The organism is Zobellia russellii, from assembly GCF_044597075.1.
In the GTDB taxonomy this organism is placed as follows: Bacteria; Bacteroidota; Bacteroidia; order Flavobacteriales; family Flavobacteriaceae; genus Zobellia; species Zobellia russellii.
The window spans coordinates 2,087,851-2,101,690 of record NZ_CP139000.1 but is presented as its reverse complement, the minus strand read 5'-3'; the positions used below and the strand labels follow the sequence as shown (position 1 = coordinate 2,101,690).

Sequence of the window (13,840 nt, the reverse complement as noted above, 5' to 3'; positions counted from 1 at the left end):
AAGGTTGTTTGGTCAAACAAAAAACTGCAATGTGTTGTATTTACCTACAAAATACAAATTTAATTTAATAAATCCTTATTTTAAAATAGATAATAGAAAGAAGAGTAAATGATTATGAGATACGTACAGTATCGGGTACAAGACTGGTATAGTCACCACCATTTCTAATTACATCTCGTACTATTGAAGAACTGATGTAAGATTTTCCTGAAGATGTTAATAAAAACACGGTTTCTATTTCTGACAATTTTCTGTTTGTATGCGCTATAGCCTTTTCAAATTCAAAATCTCCAGGGTTTCGTAAACCCCTTAAGATGAAGTCGGCATTTACTTTCTTACAAAAATCTACAGTGAGCCCTTCATAGGTGAGGACTTTTATTTTTGGTTCATCTTTAAAGGCTTCGGCTATAAACTTCATTCGCTCTTCTAAGGAAAACATATATTTTTTTTCGGCATTTACACCAATAGCGATAATGATTTCATCAAAAAGGGTAATGCCTCTTTGGATAATATCTGAATGCCCCAAAGTAAGGGGGTCAAAAGAACCAGGGAATATAGCGCGTCTCATGTATGAATGTTCTAGTTGGAGTTGTTCTCTTATAAAGTTAGCCTTTTTTATTTAAAGCTTCTTCCACGGCACTAGTGAATAATTCTTCTAGTGAAATCCCGGCTTTTTCCGCTTGCTGGGGTAGGATGCTTTCGGTAGTAAGACCAGGTGTTGTGTTCATCTCTAACATGAACGGCTCGTCTCGAATAAAAATGAATTCGCTTCTAGAGTACCCTTTCATTTTTAAAACCTCATAAGCGCGCTTTGCCAATTCTTCAACTTTAGCTTGTTGTACTTTTGAAATACGGGCAGGGGTAATTTCTTGAGATTTTCCTTCGTACTTGGCTTCATAATCAAAGAAGTCGTTTTCAGATACGATTTCGGTAATAGGTAATACTTTGGTTTCTCCCTTATAGGTAATAACGCCAACGGAAACTTCGGTGCCGTCTAAAAAAGCTTCTATAATAATTTCATCATCTTCTTTATAAGCTTTTTCTATAGCGCTCTTTAAATTCTTTTGTTCATGTACTTTAGATATACCAAAGCTACTTCCGGCTTTGTTCGCCTTTACAAAACAGGGCAATCCCACCTTATTTATAATAGCTTCCTCATCTATTTCGTCGCCCAAGTTTAAATAATAGGATGGGGCGGCGTTTATTCCGTAAGGTTTTAGCACGCTTAAAAGGTCGCGTTTATTAAAGGTAAGTGCAGATTGGTAATAATCACATGAGGTCTGCGGAATATCCAGTAGTTCAAAATAAGCCTGCATTAGTCCGTCTTCACCTGGTGTACCATGTATTGCGTTAAATACACAGTCAAAACGTAACGTTCCCGTTTCCAAACTAACGGTAAAGTCGTTTTTGTTTATAGGATGTTCGTTTTCATTATCATCTACATAAACCCATTTTTCTTTGAAAATGTGAATACGATAGGTGTTAAACTTATGTTTGTTGATGTAGTTATGTGCCACATTTCCACTCTTGAGCGAAATTTTATATTCGCTACTATAGCCACCCATAATAATGGCAATATTCTTCTTCATACGACCGTTTAAATTTTACTCGATAAAACGAAACCGAAATTAAACAAAAAAAGCAACACGAGTTCACTATATTTGTTGCGTTAAAAGGAACCCAATGCGTAATTTCTTCAATTTTTTAAAAAGTAAAGTATTTTTTATTCAGATAGGTTTGGCCCTGTTGGTCTTGATCTTATTTGTTTTTTTTATGCTACGTTGGTTAAATTCAACCACTAATCATGGGGAATTTGTAGAAGTGCCCGACTTTTCCAAAATGTCCGTGCCGGAAATGCGCAAATCTGTTGAAGAGGCCAAATTGAGATATGAGGTTTTGGATTCCGCAAATTTTAATCCGGATTACCCTAGATTTTCCATTATAGAACAAAACCCACCTGCGGGTAATAAGGTTAAGGAAAACAGAAAAATTTATTTTACGGTAAACCCTTCTGGTTATAAAAAAGTTTCTGTTCCTAATATTATACAGGTTACTCAGCGTAATGCAGAATCTATGTTACGTGCCGTTGGTCTAGATGTGCAACGTGTTACCTACATAGATCAATTGGGTAAGGACATGGTCTATTATATAAAGTATAAAGGAAAGCAGATCAAGCCGGGCGATAAATTACCCAAGACTTCTAAAATTGAGTTGGTTTGTGGCAATGGTTCCATAACCGAGGAGGCGAGGGTTCAAGCAGATTCAGAATAATTAGATGCAGACACCGGAAAATCAAGAATTGAACGATGATGAGCTTTTTGAGCACCATCGGGTAGTAGCCTCAAAAGGTCAAGTGCCATTAAGGGTAGATAAATTCTTAATGAACTTTATAGAGTATGCTACCAGAAATAAAATACAGCAATCCGCTAAAAATGGACATATTTGGGTAAACGGTACTATTGTAAAGCAAAATTACAAGGTAAAGCCCAACGATGAAGTCAAGGTTTTGTTTGAGCACCCGCCCCATGAGTTTCTGTTGGTTCCAGAAGATATTCCTATTGATGTTGTTTACGAAGATGATGTTCTTCTTGTAGTGAACAAACCTGCAGGTATGGTCGTGCATCCCGGCCATGGAAATTATTCCGGGACTCTTATTAATGCCCTTTTGCATCATACAAAGGATTTGCCCAATAACAGTAATGAGCGCCCAGGGTTGGTGCATCGTATAGATAAGGATACTTCAGGGCTTTTAGTGGTTGCCAAAACGGAAGCAGCCATGACTCATTTGGCAAAGCAATTTTTTGACAAGACTTCCGAAAGGGAATATGTTGCTCTGGTTTGGGGCAATGTTCAGGATGATGAGGGTACCATAGAAGGTAATATCGCAAGAAACCCAAAGAACCGTTTGCAAATGCAGGTCTTTCCTGATGGGGAAGAAGGCAAAGAAGCCGTAACCCACTATTCCGTTACGGAAAGATTGGGGTACGTAACACTGGTATCCTGTAAGTTGGAAACGGGCCGTACCCATCAAATTAGGGTGCATATGAAGTACATTGGCCATACCCTTTTTAATGATGAGCGCTACGGTGGGGATAAGATATTAAAGGGCACTACATTTACCAAATACAAGCAATTTGTAGACAATGCGTTTAAGATTTTACCGCGTCAGGCGCTGCACGCAAAAACCTTAGGATTTGTGCATCCTGTAACTGGTAAGATGATGCGTTTTGATTCTGAAATTCCTGAGGATATGGTAGATTGTATAGAAAAGTGGAGGCATTACGCACAGCACAGCAGTTAATCCATAGATAACATTGATAATCGTATCAAGAACTCTTTTCTGGAGCCATAGGTTATATTGATAATCATCAGTATTTTTGTCTTACGTTTTTGAAAATAGACATGAGTATGAAGATTGTTATCTCACCCGCAAAGTCACTGGATTTTGACAAAGAATACCCTAGATTTAAGGAAACACAGCCTCAATTTTTGGAAGAAGCTTTAAAACTGAACAAAGTTTTGGCAAAGAAAAACCCCAAAGCCTTATCTGAGCTTATGGGCATTTCGAATAATTTGGCGCAATTAAATTATGAAAGGAACCAGAATTTTGAGGTGCCTTTTACCTTAAAAAATGCGAGACCTGCCATATATGCTTTTAATGGTGATGTGTATCAAGGATTGGATGCTTATACCATGCCTTCGCATAAAATGGAAAAACTACAAGAAAGACTACGCATTCTTTCGGGTCTTTACGGTATTCTTCGTCCGTTAGATTTAATGCAGCCGTATCGTTTGGAAATGGGTACGCAATTAAAGGTGGGACGAAAAAAGAACCTTTATGAATTCTGGAAAAAGACACTGACCGATAAATTAAACGAAGAGCTGCAGGATGATGAACTTTTCATTAATCTAGCAAGTAATGAATACTTTAGTGCAATTGATAAAAAAACGTTGAAGGCACCGATCATTACTCCGCTCTTTAAGGATTGGAAGAATGATAAGCTCAAAATCATCAGTTTTTATGCGAAAAAAGCCCGTGGTTCTATGGTGCGTTACATCATAGATAAAGATGTGAACACTTTAGAGGAGCTTAAAGGCTTTAATTATGATGAGTATGAATACAGTGAGGCCCATACAGTAAAGGAGAACGAACCCGTTTTTATCAGGTAGTTAGTAAAATGACCTTATGAAAGAGCACTTTTCTGTTGAAGAAAACATCCTGTTTAATTTTTTCAACCAGGTATATCCTCTTACTGAAAAGGATTTTGAGCCTTTGGCTAAGGTTATAAGAAAGAAAGAAATCAAAAAAGGAGAGTTTCTCTTGAATATAGGGCAAGTGGAAACAAAAACCAGTTTAGTTTTAAAAGGGTTTATCCATCAATATACTATTATTGAAGATAATCTGTTTACAATCGATTTTTCTTTGGCAGGTATGAGTTTCAATAACTTTACAAGTTATATGGAGAACTCACCTTCAGATCAAGTACAGGAAGCATTAACTGATTCTGAAATTATCTATTTTGAAAAAGAAGATATAGATAAACTTCTATTACAAAGCCACCCGTTTTCTATTATTTACACGAAGTTATTTGAACAAGTTCACTTAGAGCGGGAAAAGAGGTCTTTAATACTACAGCATAAGAATGCCTACAAAAAATATGAGCTTTTTTTGAATACAATTTCTAAATCTAAAAGGTTTTTAGAGGAGGTACCTCAAAAGTTAATTGCTAATTATTTAGGTATGACCGCAGAAACCTATAGTAGGGTGAAAAAAACATACCTAAAAAACGTTTAGAAGGTAATTTCTTGATTTGGAATAAGTTTTAAGTTTTAAAGATTTTGGACTTTTGAAGCAAAGTCTAAGGCTATGAAACTTGTAACAATTCTTATACTCTCCATATTATTATTTAGCTGCTCTAATGATGATGATAGTTTTGAAGTCAATGGTAAAAAAGAACAATTTGTTGTAGCGTCTTCAATAATAAGTGAGAATTACCCTGTTTATGTATTTCTTCCGGAAAATTATAATGTCAATTCAAAACATCAATTGATTATTGCTTTGGACGGAGACACAAGGTTTAATACAATTACCGGTATTATATCGGATAAAGTACAAAGCGAAAGTATACCTTCTTGTATTTTGGTTGCTATTGGTAACAACAATCAGAGAAATAGAGATTATACCCCTACTGCTTATGCCCACGGTTCTGGTGGTGCTGAAAAATTCTATCAATTTATTAAAAATGAATTAATACCGGAATTAGAATCTAGGTACAGTATAGATCCATCCAATAACAAAACACTACTTGGCCATTCCTTTGGTGGACTATTTACACAATATGCAATGGCTCAAGAAAGAGCTTCAAACCCTTTCAATAAATTCATATCAAGCGGTACATCATATTGGTATGATGCTGGGGTTATATTTGAGTTTGAGGAGTCTTATGCTAATTCTCATAACGATTTGGACGTGAAATTTTACAATGGTATGGGCACCTTAGAAGGCGGGGTGATGTTGGCATCCTTTGCGGAAATGAATGAAAGGCTCAATTCTAGAAACTATCCAAATTTTAAGCATAGGAGTGAATTAATAGAAAAAAGTGGACACAGTGGTTCTGCTAGTGAAATATTTAAAAAAGGGTTGGACTATGTATTTATCGATTAAAGCAATAGTGATTATTTTATTTCTCTTTTTTGGGTCAGCTTTATGCGCGCAGAAAACAAATGGTAATTCAATAGAGATAGGAGTGCTCGCGGCTGGTGATGAAGCTCTGTATTACGGTGCTTACGGTAAATATACTGTACCACTTTCCCAAAATAAACATCACTTTACTTTGGGGTTTTCAATGGTTGCATATTTTGATTTTAAAGGAGAATCCGAGCCTGATGCATATTTAAAAAACGATGTAGATATGCGTTTAATACCAACGGCAAATTTTGGATACACTTTAAATTTTAATAAAATACAGTTAAGTGCTGAAGTACCTATTGGTGTAAGTTTTGCAAGTACAAAAGGAACCTTGGTCAATGAACGAATAGGCTTTGAAAAGGACTTTTCTAATAATGAAACTTTTTTTAACTACGGCTTGTCTTTTTCTCCAAAATATAAACTTAGTAGCACCAGTAGTCTTGGGCTTTACAGTTTTTTGCCCTTAGTTAGTGATAAAGCACAATCAGGATATCAAATCGGGATTGGCTGGACAATAACTTTTGGACATAAATAGATAAAAAAAACAATTCTAGTTTTATCTGCTATCTATAACCCTTTAAAATCAATGTAAAAACCAATCGCTTTACATCTAGAAATTATTACTTCTTTTTCTTAATATCAATTTTTTCTTCTACGGTGGGGCGTCTCTTGATTTTTCTTGGTCGCCTTGCTCCATAAGACCTATTAGCTATTTTACCTCTTCTTGATTTTTTGTCTCCTCTTCCCATAATATGTAGTTCTTTTCTTTAACATACAATATTAAGTCGGGAATGTCAAATGAAGGGTCTTAAAGTCACTATGTTTGTCAGAAGAAACTTCACAAAATTCCTATAATTTATAAGAATATCATATTGTTATCCTAAAGCAAAAAAGTTAAGTTTGTTTGAATCGGTTTTTTAGGTACGAATTTAAACAACGCAACACATGAAAATAGAAAAGGTTTTAGTAGCGAACAGAGGAGAGATAGCTATACGTATTTTTAGGGCCTGTGTTGAAATTGGTGTTCGTACCGTTGGAATATATACCTATGAAGACCGGTATTCCTTGCACCGTTATAAAGCCGATGAATCGTATCAGATAGGTGAAGATAATGAACCTTTAAAACCCTATTTGGATATTGATGCCATTATTAAAGTGGCCAAGGAAAATAACGTAGATGCCATTCATCCCGGGTATGGCTTTCTTTCTGAAAATTCCAAATTTGCCCAGAAATGTGCAGATAACGGTATTGTATTCGTAGGGCCTAAAGTTTCCGTGTTAAGGGCGTTGGGCGATAAAATTACGGCCAAAGAAGTGGCAGTTGCCAATAACATTCCTATTATACAAAGTAGTGATAAGGATTTAAAAGATATAAAAATTGCTCTTGCCGAAGCTAAGCGAATAGGTTATCCGCTTATGCTAAAGGCGGCTTCTGGTGGTGGAGGTCGTGGTATGCGGGTTATAAGAACTGAAGAGGAATTAAAAAAGGGATTTCCGGAAGCAAAAAGGGAATCGTTGAATGCTTTTGGTGATGACACCGTTTTCTTGGAAAAGTTTGTGGAGAATCCCAAGCATATTGAAATTCAGATTGTAGCGGATACCCATGGTAATATGGTTCACCTTTATGAGCGGGATTGTTCCGTGCAAAGACGGTATCAAAAAGTAATAGAATTTGCTCCGTCCATCGGGCTTCCCCAGGAAACGAAGGATAGTCTTTATAAATACGCCATTGCTATATGTAAGGCGGTAGATTATAATAATATTGGTACGGTAGAGTTTTTGGTAGATGATGATGGTAGTATCTATTTTATTGAAGTAAACCCACGCGTTCAGGTAGAGCATACGGTTACGGAAATGATTACCAATATTGATTTGATAAAGGCGCAGCTTTTTATCGCTGGAGGTTATAAACTATCGGACACGCAAATTAAAATACCCGATCAGGAGTCCGTTCAAGTTACGGGAATTGCCTTGCAGTGTAGAATTACAACAGAAGATCCTTCCAATGACTTTAAGCCAGATTATGGTGTAGTTACGACCTATAGAAGTGCTTCTGGTTTTGGTATCCGTTTAGATGCGGGTAGTATTTATCAAGGTGTGGTTATTTCGCCTTTCTTTGATTCTATGTTGGTAAAGGTTTCTGCACGCAGTCGTACGCTAGATGGGTGTTGCAGAAAAATGAGGAGAGCCTTGGCGGAGTTCCGTATTCGTGGTGTGAACACCAATATGGCTTTTCTGGATAATATATTGAAACATGATACTTTCCGTGAGGGTAAAGTAACGGTGAACTTTATAAAGAACGAGCCTAAACTTTTTGAGTTTGTAGAGCCAAGGAACAGGGCCAATAAACTAATTACATTTTTAGGGGAAACTATTGTAAACGGAAACCCGGACGTTAAGAATTACGACCCTAACCGTAAATTTACGAAGCCAAAAGTGCCGTCTTTTTCAAAAGCGGATACCTATCCCAAGGGTACAAAAGACCTGTTAACGGAAATGGGGCCTGAAAAATTCGCACAATGGTTGAAAGCGGAGAAAAAAGTGCATTTTACGGACACTACTATGCGTGATGCCCATCAAAGTTTGTTGGCCACACGTATGCGTACGGTAGATATGATGAAAGTAGCCGAAGGCTATGCCAAGAATCACCCTGAAATTTTTTCCATGGAGGTTTGGGGCGGTGCAACTTTTGATGTTTGTTTAAGGTTTTTACATGAAAATCCATGGGAGCGTTTGGCTCTTTTGAGAAAGGCAATGCCAAATGTGTTGTTGCAAATGCTAATCCGTGGTTCCAATGGAGTTGGTTATACTGCTTATCCTGATAACTTGATCGAGAAATTTGTAGAGGAGTCTTGGAACACGGGTGTGGATGTTTTTAGGATTTTTGATTCTTTAAACTGGATGAAGTCCCTTGCGCCCTGTATTGAACACGTCCGAAAACGAACAGGCGGTCTAGCGGAAGGATCCATCTGCTATACAGGCGATATTTTAAATCCGTCTAAAACAAAATATGACCTTAAGTATTATGTACAGTTGGCCAAGGATATAGAAAACGCCGGAGCGCATATTCTTGGGGTAAAGGATATGGCCGGACTTTTGAAACCTAATGCGGCTTTTGAGTTGATACAGGCACTAAAATCCGAAATAAATATCCCCATCCATCTACATACCCATGATACATCGTCGGTACAGACAGCTACTTATTTAAAGGCCATTGAGGCCGGTGTAGATGTTGTAGATGTAGCTTTGGGGGGGCTTTCCGGACTTACTTCCCAGCCTAATTTTAATTCGGTGGTAGAAATGCTTCGCTTTAACGAACGGGAGCATAAATTGAATACGGAAAAATTAAGCGAATATTCAGATTATTGGGAAGCTGTTCGTAATTACTATTACACTTTTGAGTCCGGGTTAAAATCGGGAACGGGAGATGTATATCAGCATGAAATACCCGGAGGACAATATTCCAATTTAAAAGGCCAAGCCATAGCTTTAGGTCTTGAGACCAAATTTACCGAGGTTACTAAAATGTATGCTGAGGTTAATCAAATGTTTGGAGATATTGTAAAGGTTACCCCTAGCTCTAAGGTAGTGGGAGATATGGCGCAGTATATGGTAAGCAATAACCTCACGGTAACGGATGTAATGGAAAAAGGACAGGATATTTCTTTTCCGGAATCTGTGAAAAGTTTTTTCCGCGGAGATTTGGGCCAGCCCGTTGGTGGATTTCCTAAAAAATTGCAAAAGATTGTTTTAAAAGACGAAAAACCGTATTCCAATAGGCCAAATGCCCATTTGGAACCTATAGATTTTGACAAGGAGTTCAAGGCTTTTAAAAGAAAGTTTAAAAAGGGTATGGGTAGGGAACTTGAAATGACGGATTTTTTATCCTTTAAATTATATCCAAAAGTTTTCACGGATGCCCATAACAATCATGTAAAGTATGGTAATGTAGTGAACATACCTACCAAGAACTTCTTTTACGGTATGGATGTGGGCGAGGAGATAATGGTAGAATTGGAAGGTGGTAAAAACGTACTTATTTCTTTAATGCTCAAGGGTGAGCCTGATGAGGCTGGCAACGTTAGTATTTTCTTTAAAATCAATGGGCAGTTGAGAAATGTGCTGATAAAGGATACCTCTGTAAAGGTAGAAAAACAGGAAAACTTAAAAGCGGATACGAGTGATCCAAAACAGATAGGAGCACCATTGCAAGGTTTACTATCCAATGTACTGGTAAAACCGGGGCAGGAAGTAAAACGCAACCAACCATTGTTCGTTATTGAAGCCATGAAAATGGAAACTACGGTAACAGCTACGGAAGAAGGTGTGGTGGCCAAGATTCAATTAAAGGGTGGTTCTTTGGTTAATTCGGAAGATTTGGTGCTGACGCTTAAATAGGTGTATTTTTGCACTTATGTTTTTACATGCACACCCTTACGAGCCTTTTATTTTTGAAGAAACGGAAAAGTTAATCGTTGGTACGCTTCCACCACCTAGGTTTACTACGGGAGAGTTAAAGCCTGATGATGTAGATTTTTGTTATGGAAGTAGAAATGGTATGCTTTGGCCTATACTTGATCGTATCTTTGAGTTGGGGTTGGTATATGAAAACACCCATTTTGCTATTGAGCAACGCAAGAATTTTTTACTTAAAAATAAAATTGGAGTTTGTGATATTGTAGAAAGTGCTGAGCGTGATAAAGTAGATGCGTCTGATTTAGGAATGCAAAATGTGCGCTTAAGAGACCTGCTTTTCTATTTGGATCAGTCCCCTAACCTTAAAACCGTGCTCTTTATGGGGGGTAATAGCAAAAACGGACCCGAATATTTTTTTAGGAGACTTCTAAAACCTTTAGGGCATAAATTAAAAACAATTTCCGAACACGTACCACGAGTCTACGAATTGCAGTTGCCCAAATCCAAACGTACGGTTCGTACGGTTTCTTTAACGGCACCATCAGGAGCAGCAAATAGGGCAGTAGGCAGTTTAGATGCGTATAAAAGAATGAAAGCTGCAGATGCCAGCTTTAACACACTGGATTTTAGGGTGATGCAGTATCGTGAGTTTTTTACCTCTTAAGAAGGTCTCTTCAGCCAGATTAAAATAGAATTCATATAGCCGTAAACTAAAAAGAGTCCTGTCAGTTAAGACAAGACTCTTTTACGAGAACACTATATGAAAATGAAAAAATTTAAATCCGTATTAATTACATGGTAAATGTACCTAGATATGAGGTTGCCGGGTAATTATTGTTGTCAAGGCTGTTGTTTTTGTGGTGTAGTGTGGTATTTTTGTTATATGATGTATTGGAGTGGTAATAGTCATGGATTATTGCCGATATTTACCAATCGAAATCGATATATAATTGTCTTTAAATTTTAAAATAACATATGCCGCATTCAGAAAGATTGGTTGAGTTTAAAAAATCGGTCAACAATAAGTTTAACGTTTACAACAGCCTGTTCTTAAATTTGCCTTATCGCAATATTGAGAACGTTGGTATGCTTATTCCATTATTGTTGGATCAGTGCCAAAAAGGATTGGGTTCAGGTCTTAATCCCGAGGAAATTCTAGAAGGTTTTTTTAAGAATTATGCAGATATCGATTCTGAGAAAGACCAAATCGATTTTATGTTCAAAATCATACAGTACGTAGAAAGACAGGTAGTGTTGTATGATAGTGTTGAAGATGCCGCTTTTCCTAAACTACAGGAACACACCCGTTCATTATCCATTAAGGATTATTTTGAATTGGTTGATAAGAACAAAAGCTGGGATAAGGTGTCCAAGAAATTATCATCTTTTAGTGCTCGCTTGGTTTTAACGGCGCACCCAACGCAGTTCTACACACCTGCAGTTTTGGATATTATTGAAAAATTGCGTTCTCTTATTCTTGAAGATAAAATAGATGATATAGATGTAGCCTTGCAGCAGTTAGGTTTAACCTCGTTGATCAACTCTAAAAAACCTACTCCTTTAGATGAGGCCAAGAACATTATTTACTTCTTGCGCCACGTGTATTATAACGCGGTAGGTGATTTATATGCCTATATCAAAGAGAACATCAACAAAGCCGATTTTGAGAACCATAACATAATGAAGTTAGGTTTTTGGCCTGGGGGCGACCGTGATGGAAATCCGTTCGTAACTGCAGATATTACTAAAGATGTGGCAGATGAACTACGTCTTAACCTAATGAAGTGCTATTATAATGATTTGAAGATCATTCAGAAAAAATTGACCTTCAAAGATGTTCAAGAGCCTATTCAAAAGCTTCGTAGCAACTTATATACTGCTATGTTCGATTCCAAGAAAACAGTAGGGTATGCAGATATTCTAGAGCCACTTCTTGAAATAAAAGAGCTATTGATCAGTAAATACCACAGCCTTTACTTAAAGGAGTTGGAGAACTTTATTGATAAGGTGAAAATTTTCAAAACGCACTTTGCAACCTTGGATGTAAGACAAGACCATAGTAAACATGTCTTGGCCATAGAAAGCATATTGAAGCAGAATAATTTGATTAAAGAAGATATCAGTGAGCTTTCGCAAGATGCCTTGGTAGACCTTTTGATCAATAAAGATTTGACGGTTAATGCAAGCGATTACTCAGAAGATATCGTAAAAGATACCATTACCAATATAAAACAATTAAAGAGTATTCAAGACACTAATGGTGAGGATGGCTGTAACCGTTACATTATTAGTAATTCGGAGGATATTTTTTCAGTATTGTTTGTTTTTGGGTTATTCAGATGGTGTGGTTGGAAGAAAGAGGATATTAGTTTTGATATCGTGCCTTTGTTTGAAACTATGAACGGTATGGATGGTGCAGAAAACACCATGCAAACGCTTTTTAACCTTCCTGAATACAAAGCACATTTAGAGAGAAGAAATAACAACCAGACCATAATGCTCGGTTTTTCCGATGGAACAAAAGATGGTGGGTATTTGAAGGCCAACTGGGCGATTTTTAAGACCAAAGAAACCCTCTCCAAAGTTTGTGATAAAAATGGATTTAACGCTATTTTCTTTGATGGTCGTGGAGGTCCACCGGCCCGTGGAGGAGGAAAGACGCACCGTTTCTATGCGGCACAGACCAAGAGTATTGCCAATCATGAAATTCAATTAACTATACAAGGACAGACCATTACAAGTACCTACGGTACCAAAGAACAATTTATTCACAACAGTGAACAATTGTTAACCGCAGGTCTTTCCAATAACCTTTTTGGTAAGGAAAATGTAATTTCCAAAGAACATAGAAAATTAATAGAACAACTTTCTGAACTTAGTTTTGAGAAGTACGATGCGCTTAAGCAACATGATAAGTTTATTTCTTACCTAGAGAACAGAAGTACTTTAAAATACTATCAAAAAGCTAACATTGGTAGTAGACCGGGTAAAAGAGGAAACAAGAAGAAACTGGAACTTACAGATTTAAGGGCTATTTCTTTTGTAGGTTCATGGAGCCAATTGAAGCAAAATGTACCAGGCTACTTTGGTTTGGGTACGGCAATCCAAACTATAAAGAACGAAGGCAGAATGTCTGAGCTTAAAAAACTGTACAAAGAAGTACCTTTCTTTAAGGCTTTGATGAGCAATAGCATGATGTCACTTTCCAAGTGTTATTTTGAGTTGACCTCATACATGAAGCAAGATGAGGAATACGGTGCATTCTGGAATATACTGCATGAAGAGTATCAGTTATCAAAGAAAATGTTATTGCAGATATCAGGCAGTAAAATTTTGATGGAAAACGAAGCAGTTTCTCGGGAATCCATTAAAATACGAGAGAATATTGTTCTTCCGTTGTTGGTTATTCAGCAATTTGCATTGCAAAAAATAGGAAAGGAAACGAGCTTTAAGGATGAGTATGAGAAAATCGTCACCCGTTCGCTCTATGGTAATATAAACGCCAGTAGAAACTCGGCATAATAAACGAAAAGCCCTTACGTGAGTAAGGGCTTTTTTATTTTAACAGTGCTGTGCACTATTGCTTGTTTTGTTGATCTTTAATAGTATCCTTTTCAATATCAAAGGTATTAGTGTCAATACCCGTATTCCCGTTTGGGTTTGTAGGATTACTTTGTTCTACTTTTCTTTTAAATTTTCTCTTATCATCAATCATTCCCATGTTGTTACATTTTT

At 37.0% G+C, this 13,840-nt stretch carries 13 protein-coding genes; 9 read left to right on the top strand and 4 right to left on the bottom strand.

All coding sequences use genetic code 11. The annotated features are described in order from the left end of the window. Positions 1–112: 112 nt before the first annotated feature. Together coaD and SJY45_RS08475 are read right to left on the bottom strand one after the other, a co-directional pair. Positions 113–568: a pantetheine-phosphate adenylyltransferase gene (gene coaD / locus SJY45_RS08480; RefSeq protein WP_215912537.1), complete on the bottom strand. Its 456-nt coding sequence runs from the start codon at positions 566–568 to the stop codon at positions 113–115. 37 nt (positions 569–605) lie between these two features. Beyond that, positions 606–1,589, bottom strand: coding sequence for a D-alanine--D-alanine ligase (locus SJY45_RS08475; RefSeq protein WP_400074064.1), 984 nt, complete (start codon positions 1,587–1,589; stop codon positions 606–608). A gap of 94 nt (positions 1,590–1,683) precedes the next feature. Here SJY45_RS08475 and SJY45_RS08470 point away from each other — a divergent pair, with 94 nt between their 5' ends. From SJY45_RS08470 to SJY45_RS08445, 6 genes are all read left to right on the top strand, one after another. Further along, entirely contained in the window at positions 1,684–2,271 is a 588-nt protein-coding gene (locus SJY45_RS08470) for a PASTA domain-containing protein (RefSeq protein WP_215441919.1), read from the top strand. A 4-nt stretch (positions 2,272–2,275) separates the two neighbouring features. After that, positions 2,276–3,301: an RluA family pseudouridine synthase gene (locus tag SJY45_RS08465; protein WP_400074062.1), complete on the top strand. Its 1,026-nt coding sequence runs from the start codon at positions 2,276–2,278 to the stop codon at positions 3,299–3,301. Positions 3,302–3,408: 107 nt separating this feature from the next. Continuing rightward, positions 3,409–4,170 carry a peroxide stress protein YaaA gene (gene yaaA, locus SJY45_RS08460; protein WP_400074060.1) on the top strand — a complete coding sequence of 254 codons (762 nt, stop codon included), beginning with the start codon at positions 3,409–3,411 and terminating at the stop codon, positions 4,168–4,170. A gap of 16 nt (positions 4,171–4,186) precedes the next feature. After that, a complete protein-coding gene (locus SJY45_RS08455; RefSeq protein WP_400074058.1) occupies positions 4,187–4,795 on the top strand; it encodes a Crp/Fnr family transcriptional regulator in 609 nt (202 codons plus the stop codon). Positions 4,796–4,867: 72 nt separating this feature from the next. Continuing rightward, positions 4,868–5,665, top strand: coding sequence for an alpha/beta hydrolase (locus SJY45_RS08450; RefSeq protein WP_400074056.1), 798 nt, complete (start codon positions 4,868–4,870; stop codon positions 5,663–5,665). Further along, a complete protein-coding gene (locus SJY45_RS08445; protein WP_400074055.1) occupies positions 5,649–6,224 on the top strand; it encodes a hypothetical protein in 576 nt (191 codons plus the stop codon). The genes SJY45_RS08450 and SJY45_RS08445 overlap by 17 nt, the downstream gene beginning before the upstream one ends. 85 nt (positions 6,225–6,309) lie before the next feature. Here SJY45_RS08445 and SJY45_RS08440 read toward each other — a convergent pair whose 3' ends face one another. Beyond that, positions 6,310–6,438: a 30S ribosomal protein THX gene (locus SJY45_RS08440; protein ID WP_215441913.1), complete on the bottom strand. Its 129-nt coding sequence runs from the start codon at positions 6,436–6,438 to the stop codon at positions 6,310–6,312. Positions 6,439–6,634: 196 nt separating this feature from the next. On the opposite strand from SJY45_RS08440, the gene SJY45_RS08435 reads away from it, so the two are divergent. The 3 genes from SJY45_RS08435 (at position 6,635) to SJY45_RS08425 (ending at position 13,627) form a co-directional block, all read left to right on the top strand. Further along, positions 6,635–10,087 (top strand): pyruvate carboxylase, encoded by a 3,453-nt coding sequence (locus SJY45_RS08435; protein WP_400074053.1) that lies wholly within the window; start codon positions 6,635–6,637, stop codon positions 10,085–10,087. 16 nt (positions 10,088–10,103) lie between these two features. Further along, entirely contained in the window at positions 10,104–10,769 is a 666-nt protein-coding gene (locus SJY45_RS08430) for a uracil-DNA glycosylase family protein (RefSeq protein WP_400074051.1), read from the top strand. 311 nt (positions 10,770–11,080) lie between these two features. Next, positions 11,081–13,627: a phosphoenolpyruvate carboxylase gene (locus SJY45_RS08425; protein WP_215441910.1), complete on the top strand. Its 2,547-nt coding sequence runs from the start codon at positions 11,081–11,083 to the stop codon at positions 13,625–13,627. A 55-nt stretch (positions 13,628–13,682) separates the two neighbouring features. On the opposite strand, the gene SJY45_RS08420 is transcribed toward SJY45_RS08425, so the two are convergent. Beyond that, a complete protein-coding gene (locus SJY45_RS08420; RefSeq protein ID WP_215441909.1) occupies positions 13,683–13,826 on the bottom strand; it encodes a hypothetical protein in 144 nt (47 codons plus the stop codon). Positions 13,827–13,840 lie beyond the last annotated feature (14 nt).